This is a genomic window from Wenyingzhuangia aestuarii (assembly GCF_011927765.1).
Taxonomy (GTDB): Bacteria; Bacteroidota; Bacteroidia; order Flavobacteriales; family Flavobacteriaceae; genus Wenyingzhuangia; species Wenyingzhuangia aestuarii.
This window is the reverse complement of record NZ_JAATJG010000011.1, coordinates 93,294-111,218: the sequence shown is the minus strand read 5'-3', so window position 1 is coordinate 111,218 and position 17,925 is coordinate 93,294. Positions and strand designations below refer to the sequence as shown.

Below are 17,925 nucleotides of genomic sequence, written 5' to 3'. Positions count from 1 at the left end.
TTTTATAAATTTTCAAGGCAATATTTCACTCCTTTATTTTCTATTTCTTGAATTTTTTCTGTTACAAAAGCAACCAATCCATTGTAGATAGACAAATCATCACCTACAATTGTTTTATTTGCCAAAGTATGCTGTACCAATGCTTCTAAAGTCTGACTTCCATCATCTACCTTATTCCATTCCGTTTTAAAGAATTCTAATGCTTGTGCATCGTCATTTACATCAATAGTTTCGTTGTTAAAACTTCCTTTGTAAAAACGAATCATACAAGCTAATGAGAAAGCTATACGTTTAGGAAAAGTTCCGTTTAAGGCAGTATATTCTCTAAAAGCAGGTAACAATCTTGCTTGAAATTTAGAGGTGCTATTTAAAGATATAGCTAATAAAAAGTGCTTTAATGTTGGGTTTTTAAAACGATCTATTACCGCATTAATAAACGCATCTACTTCACTTTCTGAAAAATTGGTTAACGTTGGTTTTATTTCTGATGACAATACTTGTAAAACATGGTTGCTTACCAATACATCATCCATACTTTCTTTTACAGTTCTTAATCCTGATAAATATCCTACAGGAACTAAAGAAGTATGTGCTCCGTTTAATACACGAACTTTCATTTCTCTATAATCAGACAAATCGTCTACAAACTGAACGTTTAAATCTGTTTTGGCAAATGGCAATTCATTTTGCACCAATTTAGATCCTTTAATTACCCAACTATGATAATCTTCTCCAGCGACTAATAAATCATCATTAAAACCAATTTGTGTAGCAATCTCTAGTTTTCTAGCTTCTGGAAATCCAGAAACAATTCTATCTACCAAAGTGCTACAGAAATAATTATGATCTACAATCCATGCTGCAAAATCTTGACCTAGGTTCCAAAACTTTATATATTCTAAAATGGTTCTTTGTAATTCTACACCATTATTCTCAATCAATTCACAAGGCAATAATATACAACCTTTGTCTGCAGCTCCATTAAAATGAGTAAATCTATGGTGTAACCACAACGTTAATTTTGCTGGAAATTCATGTGGAGGACAATCAGTTTGTTTGTCTGTATTAGAAAATTTAATTCCAGCTTCTGTTGTGTTAGATACTATAAAACGCATTTCTGGTGCTTCTGCCAAAGCCAAATATTCGTTCCACTCTGTATAAGGCTGAATAACTTTACTTACAGATTCTACCAAAGCAACTTCTGAAACTAATGTTCCATTTCTAACTCCGTCTAAAGCTACATGAAATAAACCTTCTTGTGTTCTTAACTCTGTATAATCACCTCTCTTGGTAGGTTTTACTACAGCAACACTTCCGTTAAAATCAGTTGTTTTGTTCAATACATCAAACATACAATCGCAAAAGGCTCTTAAAAAATTACCTCCTCCAAATTGCATGACACGCACAGGATATTGCACAGGCTTATTAGCTGTTGTTCTATTTAATGAATCCATTTTATTGATATTATTTATTCTTTAAAATTTCTCGAATCAACAATTAGTTAGTTTCAATTACAAACTTTCTTTATTGAAGCAAATTTTTTTATTGCTATAATGTTCTGCTAAAATCTACTTTAGCAGAACATATATGTTTTTTATATTAAATACTAGTTATAAAGACACTCCTCTTTTCCAAGGAATAAAATCGTTATGTCCATGCAATACTGCTTTGGATGGAGTTTCTCCACTAGCCACTCTAATGACATGATCTAATATTTTTTCTCCCATAGTTTGGATGGTATCCTCACCTGTAATAACAGTTCCAGCATTAATGTCGATGATATCATTCATACGTTCGTACAAATTGGTATTGCTAGACATTTTTAATACAGGAGCTACAGGATTTCCTGTTGGAGTTCCTAAACCTGTAGTAAACACCACTACGTTACATCCTGAACCTACTAAACCTGTTGTAGATTCAACATCGTTACCTGGTGTACACAGTAAATTTAATCCTGGTTTGGTTACTTGCTCTGTATAATCTAACACCTCTACCACAGGAGAAGTTCCTCCTTTTTTGGCTGCTCCGGCAGATTTCATAGCATCGGTAATTAAACCATCTTTAATATTTCCTGGAGAAGGGTTGTTTTCAAAACCAGAACCTACAGCTACTGCTGCTGCAGAATAAGCTCTCATAATATTGTAGAACTTTTTTGCATCGTGTTCTGTTACACATCTATTAATAATGTCTTGTTCTACACCATTTAACTCTGGAAATTCAGACAAAACCGGACAACCACCTAGTGCAACTAATAAATCAGAAGCATATCCTAAAGCAGGGTTGGCAGAAATTCCAGAGAATCCATCTGACCCTCCGCACTCTAGTCCTAGCGTTAATTTGCTTAATGGAGCTGGTTGTCTCGTAATTTTGTTAGCTTCTGTTAAACCAATAAAAGTATGCTTTACAGCTTCTTCTATTAACTTACGTTCACTTTCACTTTGTTGTTGTTCTAAGTAATGTACTGGTTTATCGCAATTAGGAGCAATGTCCTTAATTGCATTTTGCAACATTTCTATTTGGGCATTTTGACAACCTAAACTAAAAATAGTGGCTCCAGCTACATTTGGGTTTGAAATATATCCAGCTAGTAATCTACACAAGGTTTCAGAATCTTGACGAATACCTCCACAACCACCATCATGTTTTAAGAATTTAATCCCATCAACATTAGAGAATACTCTGTTTTTAGACATTTCTTCTTTGGTCGTAATAATGGGTGTGTTAAAAAGTTCATCTGCTGTAGCTCCGGCTTTGTATTGATTGATTAAAGCATCGGTATCTACGGCAAAATCTTTTTTAGTTTCGTATCCTAATTTTTCTGAAAGAGCACCTTCTAAAACATCAATATTTCTATTTTCACAAAAAGTTAATGGAATAACTAGCCAGTAGTTAGCAGTTCCTACTTTCCCATCCTTACGATGATAACCATTAAAGGTTCTATCTTTAAAATTAGAAGTATCAGGAGCTGTCCAAGAATATTTTTCTTTGTTTTCTTTATACTCTGAAGATGCGTGTTTTACGTTTTCTATAGTAATAGCACATCCTGCTGAAATTGGCAAAACGGCTTTTCCAATAAGCACACCATACATAAAGATCTCATCACCTACTGCAAAATCATTCAAAGCAAACTTATGCTTTTGTTTGATATTTTCTTTTAATAGTAAACTCTGACCCGCTACTTCTACAAAAGTATCTTTTGCTAAAGGCTGAATAGCCACAATAATATTGTCTTTTGGATCTATTTGTGCGTACTGAACTGACATATTTTTATTTTTAACCTCTTACTTTTTTAATTGTTTCTAAAGCTTTTGCAACTGTTTTTTCTAAACCTGCATAATCTTTATCTGCTAATATTTGTTTGCTAATTAACTGAGACCCCATTCCCACACAAACAACTCCTGCATCAAACCAACCTTTTAAATTGTCTTCTTCTGTAGTAACTCCACCTGTAGGCATAATAGATGTCCAAGGTTGAGGCCCTACAATTCCTTTTACAAAGTTAGGTCCGTATAAGTTTCCAGGGAATAGTTTTACAATTTCGCATCCTAATTCCTCTGCTCTAGCTATTTCTGTTAGCGTTCCACAACCTGGATTCCAAGCTACTTTACGTCTGTTACAAGCAATGGCAATATCTTCTCTAAACACAGGAGTTACAATAAAGTTTGCTCCTAAAGACATGTATAATGAAGCTGCAGCTGCATCTGTAATAGATCCAACTCCCATAATCATTCCAGGTAATTCGGCAATAGCATATTTTGTTAATGCAGCAAAAACTTCGTGAGCAAAATCTCCTCTAGCTGTAAATTCTAACAAACGTGCTCCACCATCGTAACAAGCTTTTAATACTTTTTTACCTAATTCTATATCTGGGTGATAAAATAAAGGAACCATTCCTGTTTCTTTCATCACTTGTGCTACTTCTATTCTTGAAAATTGTGCCATCTTTTTAAAATTTTAATCGTTTAATTATTTGTTTGTTTAATTGTGTTTGTGATTAACTGTTTTTTTTGCTTAAACAGCTAACCATTACCTATCTACCAATGCAGATCCGTCACTTTCCATAAAGTCAACAACTTCTTGCTTAGAAGCTCTATTTACATCTCCAAAAATAGTGTGCTTAATTACACATGCAGATGTAGCAAAAGCTACTGCTTTTTGTAAATCGTCTTTATATTCTATTAAACCATAAAGCAACCCCCCCATAAATGCATCTCCTGTTCCTACTCTATCTACCACAGGTGATATTTCGTTAATTCTTGCTCTATATAATTGATTGTCTTTATATAATAAACCTCCTATCCTTTGATGAGAGGCATTTACAGAGTTTCTAAAGGTCATACCAATAGTATGCACGTTTGGTAACAACTCTATAATTTTATCAAACAACATTTTAACCTCATCGTCTTTGCTATAATCAGGATTGATTTTAGCTTTTCCTAGCATAAACATAGCGGTATCTACATCTGCTAAAATAACATTGCTATACTTTAACAACTCAGGCATAATTTCTTTAGGTTGTTTTCCGTATTTCCACAACTTGCTTCGGTAATTTAAGTCTGTAGAAATAGTTAACCCCCTTTCAGCAGCAGCTTTAACAGCTTCTAAACAAGTATCTGCTGCAGATTGTGACAAAGCTGGTGTTATACCACTCCAATGGAACCAAGTAGCTCCTTTAAAAATAGTATCCCAATCAAATTGACCAGGTTTTACTTCAGACATTGCAGAATTTGCTCTATCGTACACAACAGCACTGTTTCTACCAGAAGCTCCGTGTTCTAGAAAATACAAGCCTAATCTATTTCCTTGTCTTAAAATATATTTAGCTCCTACGTTTCTACTCCTAATACTTTGAAGTACACAATCTCCAATAGCATTGTCTGGAACAGCTGAAATAAACTGAGCTCTAATTCCGTAGTTAGCTAAAGAAGCCGCTACATTAAACTCTCCACCTCCATAGATAACCTCTAAAGAGCTGGCTTGACTAAACCTTAGGTGATTGGGAGGAGATAATCTTCCCAGAATCTCACCAAAGGTGATCACTTTATGTTTTTTTGAAAACATGATTATTATTATTTTTGGTTTGGTTTTGGTTATTTTTTTTTAGCTAAAATCTACAGTTGCCTTAATTACTCCCGTAGCTGGTTTTGTCCAACTATCAAAATTTTCTATCATTTCTGTAAATGGCACATTGTGCGTAATAAATGAACTTGTTGGAAACTGATCTAACACACTAATTACGTGCTCAAAATCTTCGGTAGTTGCGTTTCTACTACACATAATAGTAGTTTCTTTGGCATGGATTTTTGGATGTGCAAAAGTTAAATCTCCTTTAGATAATCCAACTAATACATAACGTCCTCCGTGAGACATGTAATCTGGTCCTACTTCTAATGCTCCTTTAAATCCGGTAGCGTCAAAAACAGCAGTTGCCATATCACCATTAGTTATTTCTGCAATTTTTTCAGCAGGATTATTATTTACGTTAATAACGTAATCTGCTCCTATTTCTTCTTTTGTATATTTTAAACGATCGTCGTTTACATCTAAAACAATTACTGTTGCCCCAGCTATTTGAGCCAACTTAACCATTCCAATTCCAATAGGTCCACAACCTACAACTACAACCGTTTCTCCTTTTTGAACATTGGCTCTACGAATTGCATGTGCTCCAATTGCTAAAGGTTCTACAATTGCCATTTGATCATCAGACAAATCATTAGCAGGTAATAATAAATCTTGACGAACTGTAATATACTCTTGCATACCTCCATCAGAATGTACACCTAATACACTAATGTTTGTACAACAGTTTGTTTTTCCGTTACGACAAGCAATACATTTACCACAACTTACGTAGGGCATAACCACTACCTTGTCTCCAGCTTTTAATCCTCTTTCATTATCTCCAATTTCAACAATTTCAGAAGCTAATTCGTGTCCTAAAATTCTTGGATATGTAAAAAATGCTTGATTTCCAGAATAAGCATGTAAATCTGTTCCACAGATTCCTACTTTTTTCACTCTTAATAAGGCTTCATTTTCTTTACGAACAGGAGCTTCTTTTTCCTTTAATAAAAACTTTCCTGGCTCTTCACAAACTATATATTTCATCTTATTTTTTAGATTTAAATTCGTTGTTCAAACGTTTGAACAAACGGGCTAAAAAAATTAACAATCGAAAAAACATCAATTATTAATTTTACAATTTTAACACATTAAATACCCGATATATTGAATAAAACAATTAGAATATTTACATTTGCTCAAACGATTGAACAAATATAGTAATATTTTGAATATGAAAAAGAAAACCACCATAAAAGATATTGCTAATGTTTTGAAAATTACACCTTCAGCCGTATCTAGAGCTTTGCACAACCATCCTAGAATAAGTGACAAGACCAAAGCAGCTGTAAAAAAAGTAGCTAAAGAACTTGAATATCAACCCAACCAATTAGCCTCTGCTCTACGAAGTGGAAAGAGCAAATTAGTTGGAGTTATTGTACCTAGAACCAATAGTCATTTCTTTTCTTCTGTGGTAGAAAACATGGAAGAAGAATTAAACAAAAAAGGGTACAATGTAATCTTTACACAATCTAACGAATCGTATGATAAAGAGTGTAGAAATATTGAAACGTTATTACAAACTCAAGTAGATGGTATTATAGCATCTTTAACCAACGAAACTGTAGATTTTAGTCATTACGAAAAAATTAAAGCCAAAGAAATTCCTTTAATTCTATATGACAGAGGTGATAATGACATTGGTGTTGACTACATTGGAATTGACGATTATAAAAGCAGTCATATTGTAGTAGACCACATGGTAGAGCAAGGCTGTAAAAGAATTGCACATATTGCTGGATACAGACACACCCGAATATATAACAACCGTATTAAAGGGTATATTGATGCACTTGAAAAACACAATTTGCCTTTGGAAAAAGAATTAATACTAGAAGGTGATCTTACCGTAGAGGGAGGTAGACAAAAAATGGAAGAACTTTTAAAACTTCCTCAAAGACCCGATGGTGTTTATGCTGCTGGTGATTATGCTGCACTTGGTGCCTTACAAGTTCTATTAGAAAACAACATAAAAGTTCCCGAAGAAATTGCCTTGGTTGGTTTTAGTAACGAACCTTTTACATCTTTAGTAACTCCTGCTATTTCTACTATTTACCAACATAATGAACAAATAGGAAAGCTGGTAGCTAAACAATTTTTAAAAAGAGAAAAAGACAAAACTTGGAAACCTCAACTAAACAAAATTATTTTAGATGCCGAACTTATTGTAAGAGCATCCTCTAAAAAAAAGGAATAAAAAAAGGTTTTGTCTTGCGACAAAACCTTTTTACCAAACCAAAAAATTAACATATTACAAGTTCAATTCTAATACGTAAGCATAAGCTCCTGGTTTTTCTGAAGGTAATTCAACCTCCAAACCATCAGATTTTTGCTTCCATTGTAAAGTATTACCGGTACTTAACATTTTAATAGATTTTACTGTAATGTCTTTTGAGTATTCGTTATCCAATCCTAAAGAGTGAATACTTACACTTCCTGTTGTAGGCCATTCCATTAAAATAGCATATAATTTTGTTCCATCTTCACTTTGCGTAAAACGAATATCTTGACCTGTAAAGTCTTTATTCTTTCCTTCTGAGTGATGTCCTTTTTTAACCTCTGTTGGTCCTTCTCCAAAAGTTCTCCAATATTTAGTATTGTAAATAGCATCTCCGTTAACACTTAACCAATCTCCCATTTGCAATAATATTTTTGCTTGATCATCTGGAATAGTTCCATCTGCTTTAGGCCCTACATTTAATAATAAGTTTCCATTTTTAGAAACAATATCAATTAAGTTATCTAACAAGTCATTGGTAGTTTTAGATTTCCAGTTAGAAACATGGCTCCAAGAGTTTTTACCAATAGATGTATCTGTTTGCCATGGTAATTTTCTAATATCAGCCAATTTTCCTCTTTCTAAATCATACACAACAGTTCCTTCGGGAAAAGCTTGTTCGTAAAAGTTTTTGTCTTGCAACACTACTTCTTTACCCCACTCAATTCCTTTGTTGTAATAATATGCTGCTAATTTTGGACGATATTCTCTAAAATCAGGAGTATCCAACATAAAATCAAACCATAAAATATCTGGCTGATAGTTATCTATTAAATCTTTAGTTCTAGCCCACCATCTTTCTTTAAATGCTTCTGAAACTGGTTCGCGTAAATCTTTTCCTTTAGATGAATATAAATCTGCATATTCAGGGTCTGTAGTATCAAAGTGATCTTTTTTGTTAAAGAAAGACCAGTTGAATGCAAAGTGAGAAGATGCTCCCATAATTAACCCTTGCTTACGACCTTCTGTCATTAATTCTCCTAAAACATCTCTTTTAGGTCCCATGTCTACAGAATTCCAACGAGTTGTATTAGACTTATACATTGCAAAACCATCGTGATGATCTGCAACAGGCACTACATATTTAGCTCCCGCTTGTTTAAACAAAGTAATCCATTCTTGTGGATTAAATTTTTCCGCTTTAAACATTGGAATAAAATCTTTATATCCAAATTCTTTAGGATCTCCATACGTTTTAACGTGGTGTGTATAAGCTGGATGAGGCCCTGTTTTTTGATGTTTTAATTGAGCTGTAAAAGTAGCCGTGTCCATATACATGTTTCTTGGATACCATTCCGAAGAAAATGCAGGAACAGCATATGCTCCCCAGTGAATAAAAATCCCAAATTTCTGTTTGTTAAACCACGCTGGATCTTTGTAGTTTTTCTTAATAGATTCCCAATTCGGTTCAAAAACTGTTTTGGCTTCTTCTTTTTTCTGAACAGATCCTTTACATGCTACTAGCAAAAAAGCTCCTGCCACTAAGGCTAAAATTATTTTCTTAAACATTCTCATAATTATTTAATAATCAAAATGGACTCCTCCAACTTTCTGTTACAAAAGTGAGTATTTATACGTCTTTCTTTAGATACAGAGGATTTAATATCTAAAACATATGATTAAGCTTTTAAAAAACAAGCCCTTAATCTAGTCTATATTACGTTGTTTATTACGTACTTAAAAATTTATTAGTATTATATACTAACACCTCTATTTAAAAAAATTACAATCTATACACAATCACCTAACGGTAAAAAGTACTTTTTATTTAGAGGTAAATTCAATTGTTGCCGTTTCTAATCCTATACTTTTTGCAACAAATTTAATCCCTCCAGCTACTTCTAACGTTTTAATAATTGCCAAACATTTTCCGTTAAATGCTTTTCTTTCGGAAGCTTGAAAAGAATCGTGATTCATATTATCTCCATTTCCAACTCCTATTAAAGTTGCAGCTCCTTGCACCTCAAACTGAATTAAATTAGCTGCCTTAGGAACTACATTTCCATCTTTATCTAAAACCGTACACTCTATGTATGATAAATCTTCTCCGTCTGCTTTTAAATTAGCTCTTCTAGCAAACAATTCAATTTTAGCAGCTTTTCCTGCTGTTTTCACTTCTTTTGTAGCAAACTCTTTTCCGTTTTTGTATGATATTGCTTTTAAGGTTCCTGGCTGATAAACAACTTCCCATTGTTGGTATTCTACTCCATTAACATCATTTTTTTGTTTTCCTAAAGATTTTCCATCTTGAAACAATTCTACCTCATCACCATTAGTGTATGCATATACGGTTACTTTTTTCCCTTCTTGCCCCTCTAAATTCCAGTGAGGAAAAATATGAACCATAGGTTTGTTAGACCACTGAGATTGATAAAAATAATAGCCATCTTTAGGAAAACCGCACAAATCTATAGGAGCAAAAGAAGAAGATCTAGCTGGCCAACCATAAGGAATAACCTCTCCTAAATAATCCCAACCTGTCCAAATAAACTGTCCCATAATATCAGGTCTGTTTTTAATATCTTTCCAAGCTTGCACTCCTCTAAAACCAATTAATTCTCTTTGTTCTACCCAATTGTAGGCATCATTGTATTTATACCCTAATTTATCCCACCATTCTTTTTTATCGTCTCCATACAAATAAGTAGATCTTGGATAATACGACTGAGCCGATGCACATTCCGTAACAATTCCCATAGCATTAGGTGCTATTTTGTCTTCTCTATCTAATCCGTTTTCTTTAATATAATTGTATCCTCTAATATCGCTAGTAGATGCTGCTGCTTCGCTTGGCCAAGCATCCCAACCATAACCAATTAATCCGTTAGTTACAGGTCTATCATCTAAACTATGAACAATATCAATTAATCTATTGGCAATAGGTACACCTTCATCGGTTTTCATTTGATCAATTTCGTTTCCAATACTCCACATTACCACCGATGGATGGTTTCTATCTCTCAACACAAAATCTGTCAAATCTTTATCTGCCCATTCTTTAAAAATATCTGCATAATACTTTACAGGAATACGAACTTTTTTACCGTCTTGAACAGTGGTAGGATTTTTTACCACTTCCCATTCATCAAACATTTCGTTCATTACCAAAAACCCCATTTCATCACAGGTATCTAAAAATTCTGTTGAAAAAGGATTGTGTGAAGTTCTTACCGCATTGCACCCCATTTCTCTTAAAATTTCCAATTGTCTCTGGATGGTTCTTTTGTAAACAGCCGACCCTAAAGGCCCACCTGCATGATGTAAACAAACCCCTTTTAATTTAATTTGTTCTCCGTTTATAGAAAACCCAGTGTCTTTACTATATCCTAAACTTCTAATTCCTGTTCTTGTAGTTTCTTTACCTACCAAAACTCCATTATCAAACAATTCAACTTGTACTGTGTATAGTTCTGGAGTTTCTGGAGACCATAATTTTGGATTGTTAATAGCTAAATCTACCTTAACTTCTGTAATTTTTTCTAATGAAACTGTTTGATTTATTTCTGTAGAAGTCACGACACTTCCATTATTAATAGCACTAATTTTAGCGACTATGTTTTTTGTTTTAGCAAATTCTGTTTGAATATTAAAAACAGCGTTTACCGTTGCTTGTTCTTTAGTAATTTCGGGAGTAGTTACATACAAACTCCAATTAGGAATAAAAGTTTTATTTCTAATTTTTAAAGTAACATCTCTATAAATCCCTGTTCCAGAATACCATCTGTGTCCTGGTTGTGCAGAATTATCTAATGTTACAGTTAATACATTTTCACTATCAAAATTAATATACTCTGTTAAATCATACTGAAAACCAATATATCCTAAAGGTCTATATCCTACTTTATTTCCATTAATATATACTACAGAGTTTCTGTAAGCACCATCAAAATAAACAAATACTTTGTTCTCTTTTTCATTAGCATCTACCGTAAAAGATTTTCTGTACGTACATTTTCCTGTTGGCAACCAACCTCCTCTAGAAAAAGAAGGATTGTCTTTAGAAAAAGGACCTTTAATACTCCAATCGTGAGGAACATTTACGGTTTCCCAATCGGCATCATTATAAGCTGGGTTGATTGCTTCTGACACCTCGCCTTTGGTAAACTTCCATCCTTTATTAAAATCAATATCTTGACTGTGGTTTGTGTTTTTTTGATTGCATGCAATGGTTAACAACAGCGCTGCAACTGCTACAAAAACTTGCTTAAAAACGGTGAAACTTTTTTTCATGATTTAGTTGAATAATTTATACACAACAAAGAACATTAAAAAGAAAGATTCTTTAAGATTGGTATGTTTTTTAAACTAGCAGATATGATTTAAACTAAAAAAGAGTTCCTTTAAAAGGAACTCTTTTTTAGACTATTGAGAAATTAACTATTTATATTTTTAGCATTTTTATGTTCTTGTGAATTTCATCTGTTTTAACAGAAACCATATAAACTCCAGAAGGAATAGTAGATGTATCTATGCTTACCATACTGTTTTTTGAATTTACTACAGAAGACAATACTGCCAAACCTGCAACATTATAAACATGAACATTAGCCATTACACTTTGATCATTTCCCAAATGAATTTGAAGAAAATCCTTAAAAGGATTTGGACTTGCCACAACAGAACCGCTATACATTACCACTTCTTTAAAAACACCTTGACAACTTTTATCGGTTTCAATTTCAATTGAATTTATTCCGTTTTTTAAATCTAGTTCGATAAAATTGTCTGTTACCGTAAATTTTTCTTTGTTAAAAACAACAGTATATTGCTCTGCTCCTCCTAAATTATAGGTTAATTTTTTTGAATTTGATTTCTTAGTAACTTCTAAACTTTGTGGTTCTGTAATAGACACCAAATAAGTTTCTTTAATTCCTGATGTTGATGAAATTTCTAAAGTATACGTTCCTGATGCTAAATTTTTAAAAGTAAATTCTTTAACAAACGTTTCTTCTTTATCTACATTATTTCCTTTTAGCTCTGCTATAAAATTTCCAGAATTGATGGCCTTTATATTAATTTCTCCTTTGCTAACATCAGGACAAGCATTATTTATAGTCGCTATTTTTATTGTTTTTTCTGTAGATTGGTAAACACCCTTTGCCCAACCACTTCCTTTTAAAGCAATCCAAAAAACGTTTTCATTTTCCGGATCGGGCTTAAAATCTGTAATGGTGTCTGGCTGTCCTATGTTTTTATTTGCCTTTTCCCATGTAATTCCTCCATCAAAAGAAATATAAGCTCCTGGATTAAAAGTAGTAGCTCCTTTGTTTTCATGTGGCAAAGGAACATTAACTGTAATAATATTAGGATTTATAGGAGAGGTTTCTGTTTGCCAGATATATGGCATGTCGAATATTTTTTCCCAAGAAGTTCCTTTATTTTTACTCCTCCAAACTCCACCTTCTGCAAAAGAACCTTCTTCTCTACCACAAGAAATGTATATATATTCATTATTTCTATCTACAAACACATTGTTTACGGCTTTTATAGCTGATGGAATTGTTATTTTTGACCAACTAGTTCCTTTGTTAATGGTTTTATACAAACCACCATTACTACCATCCGTTCCTTGATTGAGAGCTGCATATAATATTTCTGGATTTTTAGGATCCATTCTAAGTCTACGTACACTTGCTTTTGCTGGTAACCCTGTGTTTTCTATAGACCAAGTAAGTCCTCCATCTTGACTTCTATATACTCCTAACCCTGTAAAATCATCAGGTAACAACTTACCTGAAACTTCTGCAATAGGGTTTGCTATTACACAGAAATAAATATGATCAGGATTCTTATAATCAACAGTTAATGAATATTGAAATAAATTATCTGATGACAAATTCCCTCCATATTGAACAGGATACGAAAGATTAGACCATGTTTTTCCACCATCGGTAGAACGTCTAAACTGACCTCTATGATCTTGTCTAAACATTAAAATGTAAATAATATCAGGATTGTTAGGATGAACAGCTACTGATGAAATAGAAGTTGCTCCTTTGTGATGCACCTGTCCTTCTATTTGTTTTACTGCCACAGCATCTTTATTAGGATAACTACCCAAATCAGCAGATTCCCACAAACCATGTTCTCCACTACAAAATAATTTTCTATTAGGAATTCCTGTTTCTAACAACATAAATCTACCTGGTAAATTACTTGCTCCTCTACCTACCCAAACATCAGAACCGGGAGCTGTTTCATTATCATCAACTTGTTGCCAAGAAACTCCACCATCAGAACTTCTCATTACTTGCTGATCTAAACAAATAAAGACATCGCCTTGACTATTGATGGTTAAAAATCTATTTCCGTAAAATTCTTCTTGTGTTGCCTTTTCGTATTTTAAATGTGCAAATTCTGTATTTATTCCTTTAGGATTATTTCTTGCAGTCCAGTAAGTGCTATTTTTATCTTCTCCCCAATACACACCAGATCTTGCTGTTGCTATCCAATGCTGTCCTCCATCACTTGTTTTCCAAACATCACCAGGACCAAAAGCATAATCGTGCTTTACGTTGTGAGAAATGTATATTTCATCTTTATTTTTAGGATTCACTACAATTCTATTAAAAACAGAAAGTACGCTAGACGGATAATCTGGATAGGTACTTTTAGCTTCTGCTTGAGAAATATCAAACCAATAAGCAATTGCTCTCCAATACTTATTTTGAGTATTGTAATTATTAATTTCTGTTAAATCTATAGCAACATCTCCAGAAATATTTATCCAATTGATACCTCCATCTAAACTTTTATAAATTCCTCCTTTGGAATTTACTGTATTTCCTTGTTTTTCATAAAACGTTTGTTCCACCACATACAAAATAAATTCTCCTGTAGTAGCATCGTAAAAAGAGGTCATATCTCTTGGTGAATTGTTTGGTAAACCTGCTCCGCTTAATTGCCAAGACTCTCCTTTATTGGTGCTTCTATACACTCCTGAATTGGTTGCTATAATAACATTGTTGTTATTTGTAGGATCTACAATAATTCTCCCTACATCTAAAGTGCTAGGCAATCCTGTTTTTTTCTTTTGCCATGTAACTCCTTTGTCTGTGCTTTTATATATATGCCCATAATCGGCATAATTATATACGTAACCTAACAAATTATTTTGTTTTCTATGATTGGCTTTTACGTTCCAAAAATCACCCGCTCCCATGTACCAAATACCATTATCTGTAGCATCTACGGTTAGTTCTGCATGTCTACCTCCCATATTTTTTACAAACGTCCAAGTTCTACCTCTATCCATTGTTTTGTACAACTCTCCACGAACATCAATAGCAAAACCAAAATCTGCATTTTGATGAGAAAACACAATGGATTGAATTCTTCTCATGTCTTTTCCTGTACCATCAACATCTTTTATGGTTTGCCAAGATACTCCATTGTCCCAAGAACCGTAACTATTATACATGTCTGGAGACATAAACAGTACGTTTTTATCGGTAGGATGACACCAAAACTCTTCACAATACCCAGCCATTCCAGGACCAAACTGTTGCCATTCTAACTTATTGCTAGAGGCTACTTTCTCTGATTGTAACTTTTGAAAATATGCTGTATTTAATTGTGAGTACACTGAGGTACTCATAATTAAAAGAATTATGATTTTTAGGTACGATTTCATTCTCTATAGAATTAAAGTGCTGTTGTAAATTGAAACACAGACGAAATAGAAATATTTCCTGTAGCATCTTTGGTGTAAACCTTCCAATAATATTGCGTATTAGATTCTAAAACAATGCTTAACTCCGTAGTTTGAACAGCTGATTGTTTGATTAATGAACTCTCTGAAGTTCCTATATACACTTCATAACTTTCAATATCGTTATCAAGGTCTGACGAATTCCATTGTAATAAAACTGTAGCAGAAGATGTTGTAGATTCATTCACTGGACTAATTAAAGATGCAGGATAAGGTACGTGTGTTTGGGTTCCTTCTGCTGCATTGTAAAATTCCCAAGTACTGCTTTTAGCTGTTTCTGATGAATTTTCTGATTTTGAAGTTACATACCATTCGTAACTTACTCCTCTTGTTAAATCCAACGTTGCAGTGGTACTTGTACTAGGCAATTGTTTAAATGAATTGTCCGTTAAATTTTTTACAATTAAAATATAACTATCTGTATGTTCCGAAGCATTCCAATTAAAAGTTACTTTACTTAAAGTAGTATTTTCTAAAACATTTCCTTGATTACAGGGTTCATCTTTTTCTGGAGAAAGTAAAACTGCAGAAACAGGAGAAAATTCTTCCTCTTTAGTTCCACCTGGTTCATCACTCTTATCGCCACCACAAGCTATTACAAATAGACCAAGCCCACATATTAGAGCTATTTTATAAAATAATTTAGTTTTCATTTTAGTTAGTTGTTTAGTATCTCAAAGTAACAACATCACTATGATATTTTTAGACACTCATGATTTTATGACAAACACAAATGATTATAAATCAATAGTTCATAAAAAAAGAGAGACCTGTTTTACAACAAGTCTCTCTTTTAGAAAAATATATTTTATTTAAAATATTATCTAGCTTCTTTTATATGAATCACTAAATCATCTTGATACATATCACAAACTCCAGCAGGTACTGGTTGGAATCTTACCAAAGCATTTGTGTCTGAAGGCACCGTAAATTCAATTTCAAAATCTGTCCAAGTATCTGTAGCTACAGCTCCCCATTGATCACTACCAATCTGAGTACCTCCAATATATATTTTAGAAAATGTAGTTGTATTGGTAGACTTTAAATATCGTTTATATTTTAAGACGTATGTTACTCCTGTTTTAAACAAGAAGGTTCCTGTAGTTCTTAAATCTGTTTTTTTTCCATCTATAGCTTGATAATAAGCTACCTGAGAACCACTAGGAGCAACAATAGGAGTTGGGTTTACAAAGGTTACAGTTGATTCTCCATTACCATTTGCATCTGTCCAGTCTGGAGCAACAGTACCTTCAAAATCACCTAAAGTTCCAATAACATTATCTTGATTCATTACAACTGTTTGAGCAGTAAATGCAGCAATAGCACCATTACCTATAGATCTAATTACTCCAGTTCCATTATGAGCTATTGTAATTACGTCATTTCTAAACACTCCTTCGGCCAAAGTAATGTCTAAAACTTTAGGATTTGTTGCATTTACAGAAATATTAGAAATAGTTCCTACTCCTCCGTTTAGTGTTACTATAAAAGCAGCTCCTGGATTGGTTACTGGTATAGTTGATGCATCCATTTCTTGATCAAAAGTAACTTGTATTTTATCGGTTGAAGATTCTACAATTGTTCCTGTTTGAATGATTGGTGATGGTACAAAAACTTCTATTGATTCATCTGTAAACGCTTGGAAACTTCTAGCATCTAAAGAAACTAAATCTGCTGCTCCTCCATCATACGATAATGTAGCTTTTGTTGCATCTGCAGGTACTAAAGGACTCTCTAATACTATATTTAATTTTGCTTTACTAGTACTACTTTGAGTTACAGAACTAATTGTTTTAGAAACACCATCTACTTTAACCGTAAAATGAGATGCTATATTGGTTGTAAATTCTTTAAAAGTAGAACTTCCTGTAATTTGAATAACATCATCTGCACCCTCTACAATAGCACCTTTAACTGTAAAATCTTCATCCAAAGGTTCTACTTTAAAAATAACTGGAAAAACGTAGGTATCAGAACTAGCTTGAATCAATTCAGTTCTATCTCTAGTTGCTTTTAATTCTCCTTTAAAACTTCCTATAGATTTGTTAAAAGTTATAGTAGCTTCGGTTGTATTTCCACTAGCTACATTTACTCTATCTTCAACTTGATCTGTGATAGTATAGAATTTCCAACTTGTTGCTGTTGGCCTTGCATTATTATCTGGAAGTGTTGCACTTATATCATTAAAAATTAATTTATCTTCAAATTTTAACCTAATTGTGTCTAAATTTTTATAATCTATAAGGTCTCCTGCTATGGTTTTAATTTCTGCAGCAGCTACTACTGTATCATACACATCTACAGGAAGTGTATATTCATATACCCATTTATCTCCTTTTTGTACGGTTTTGGTCGTATCATAAATAGGTGAGTTTAAAACTGCATCCCACCCTATAGGAATTACAAATTCTGAATACTCATTAAATTCATTATATATTTTTATTTCTGTATTGGTATTTCCTTTTTTAAATAAAACATGTACCGTTTTATCAGTTGAAACAGTATCTCCTGGATTGATAATATATTTATCGTAATTCTTTAATCCATTAGGAATAGGTCCTTTTAAGAAAAAAGCTCCTTTAGGAATTATCCATTCGTGATGAGTTGCTCCTGCAGATAAATCCATAAATGATACAAATTTATTCACTTCTGATACTCTATCCGAAGAAGAACCAAAAGTGGTTGTATACATTAAATCTGTAAATGTATTAGGAATTTCATACTCATCTTCTTTACAACTAACTACAATTAGCATAAAGAATAAACACTTAAGTATATTTTTAAAATTTTTCATCTCTTATATTTTTAGTAT

11 protein-coding genes are annotated in these 17,925 nt (G+C 33.1%); 1 reads left to right on the top strand and 10 read right to left on the bottom strand.

Annotated features, from left to right (window positions below):
* Positions 1-2: 2 nt before the first annotated feature.
* The 5 genes from GGR97_RS11305 to GGR97_RS11285 form a co-directional block, all read right to left on the bottom strand.
* Positions 3-1,454: a tagaturonate reductase gene (locus GGR97_RS11305; protein ID WP_167898626.1), complete on the bottom strand. Its 1,452-nt coding sequence runs from the start codon at positions 1,452-1,454 to the stop codon at positions 3-5.
* 156 nt (positions 1,455-1,610) lie between these two features.
* Complete coding sequence (locus GGR97_RS11300) at positions 1,611-3,263, bottom strand: UxaA family hydrolase (RefSeq protein WP_167898625.1); 1,653 nt, start codon at positions 3,261-3,263, stop codon at positions 1,611-1,613.
* A 10-nt stretch (positions 3,264-3,273) separates the two neighbouring features.
* Complete coding sequence (locus GGR97_RS11295; RefSeq protein WP_167898624.1) at positions 3,274-3,942, bottom strand: bifunctional 4-hydroxy-2-oxoglutarate aldolase/2-dehydro-3-deoxy-phosphogluconate aldolase; 669 nt, start codon at positions 3,940-3,942, stop codon at positions 3,274-3,276.
* Positions 3,943-4,026: 84 nt separating this feature from the next.
* Complete coding sequence (locus GGR97_RS11290) at positions 4,027-5,061, bottom strand: sugar kinase (RefSeq protein WP_167898623.1); 1,035 nt, start codon at positions 5,059-5,061, stop codon at positions 4,027-4,029.
* Positions 5,062-5,100: 39 nt separating this feature from the next.
* Positions 5,101-6,111 carry a zinc-binding alcohol dehydrogenase family protein gene (locus GGR97_RS11285; protein ID WP_167898622.1) on the bottom strand — a complete coding sequence of 337 codons (1,011 nt, stop codon included), beginning with the start codon at positions 6,109-6,111 and terminating at the stop codon, positions 5,101-5,103.
* Between the two features lie 187 nt (positions 6,112-6,298).
* Here GGR97_RS11285 and GGR97_RS11280 point away from each other — a divergent pair, with 187 nt between their 5' ends.
* A complete protein-coding gene (locus GGR97_RS11280) occupies positions 6,299-7,321 on the top strand; it encodes a LacI family DNA-binding transcriptional regulator (protein WP_167898621.1) in 1,023 nt (340 codons plus the stop codon).
* Between the two features lie 54 nt (positions 7,322-7,375).
* Here the strand turns inward: GGR97_RS11280 and GGR97_RS11275 are convergent, their stop codons facing one another.
* The 5 genes from GGR97_RS11275 to GGR97_RS11255 form a co-directional block, all read right to left on the bottom strand.
* Positions 7,376-8,911, bottom strand: coding sequence for an alpha-L-fucosidase (locus GGR97_RS11275; RefSeq protein WP_245229497.1), 1,536 nt, complete (start codon positions 8,909-8,911; stop codon positions 7,376-7,378).
* Positions 8,912-9,166: 255 nt separating this feature from the next.
* Positions 9,167-11,632, bottom strand: coding sequence for a glycoside hydrolase family 2 TIM barrel-domain containing protein (locus GGR97_RS11270; RefSeq protein WP_167898619.1), 2,466 nt, complete (start codon positions 11,630-11,632; stop codon positions 9,167-9,169).
* A gap of 151 nt (positions 11,633-11,783) precedes the next feature.
* Complete coding sequence (locus tag GGR97_RS11265; RefSeq protein ID WP_167898618.1) at positions 11,784-15,035, bottom strand: VPS10 domain-containing protein; 3,252 nt, start codon at positions 15,033-15,035, stop codon at positions 11,784-11,786.
* 11 nt (positions 15,036-15,046) lie between these two features.
* Positions 15,047-15,766, bottom strand: coding sequence for a fibronectin type III domain-containing protein (locus tag GGR97_RS11260; protein ID WP_167898617.1), 720 nt, complete (start codon positions 15,764-15,766; stop codon positions 15,047-15,049).
* A gap of 167 nt (positions 15,767-15,933) precedes the next feature.
* Entirely contained in the window at positions 15,934-17,907 is a 1,974-nt protein-coding gene (locus GGR97_RS11255; RefSeq protein ID WP_167898616.1) for a hypothetical protein, read from the bottom strand.
* Between the last annotated feature and the right edge of the window lie 18 nt (positions 17,908-17,925).

Bases quoted from the DNA above. Each gene is read 5' to 3' on its own strand.
- GGR97_RS11305 (WP_167898626.1), bottom strand. From the start codon at position 1,454: ATGGATTCATTAAATAGAACAACAGCTAATAAGCCTGTGCAATATCCT.
- GGR97_RS11300 (WP_167898625.1), bottom strand. From the start codon at position 3,263: ATGTCAGTTCAGTACGCACAAATAGATCCAAAAGACAATATTATTGTG.
- GGR97_RS11295 (WP_167898624.1), bottom strand. From the start codon at position 3,942: ATGGCACAATTTTCAAGAATAGAAGTAGCACAAGTGATGAAAGAAACA.
- GGR97_RS11290 (WP_167898623.1), bottom strand. From the start codon at position 5,061: ATGTTTTCAAAAAAACATAAAGTGATCACCTTTGGTGAGATTCTGGGA.
- GGR97_RS11285 (WP_167898622.1), bottom strand. From the start codon at position 6,111: ATGAAATATATAGTTTGTGAAGAGCCAGGAAAGTTTTTATTAAAGGAA.
- GGR97_RS11280 (WP_167898621.1), top strand. From the start codon at position 6,299: ATGAAAAAGAAAACCACCATAAAAGATATTGCTAATGTTTTGAAAATT.
- GGR97_RS11275 (WP_245229497.1), bottom strand. From the start codon at position 8,911: ATGTTTAAGAAAATAATTTTAGCCTTAGTGGCAGGAGCTTTTTTGCTA.
- GGR97_RS11270 (WP_167898619.1), bottom strand. From the start codon at position 11,632: ATGAAAAAAAGTTTCACCGTTTTTAAGCAAGTTTTTGTAGCAGTTGCA.
- GGR97_RS11265 (WP_167898618.1), bottom strand. From the start codon at position 15,035: ATGAAATCGTACCTAAAAATCATAATTCTTTTAATTATGAGTACCTCA.
- GGR97_RS11260 (WP_167898617.1), bottom strand. From the start codon at position 15,766: ATGAAAACTAAATTATTTTATAAAATAGCTCTAATATGTGGGCTTGGT.
- GGR97_RS11255 (WP_167898616.1), bottom strand. From the start codon at position 17,907: ATGAAAAATTTTAAAAATATACTTAAGTGTTTATTCTTTATGCTAATT.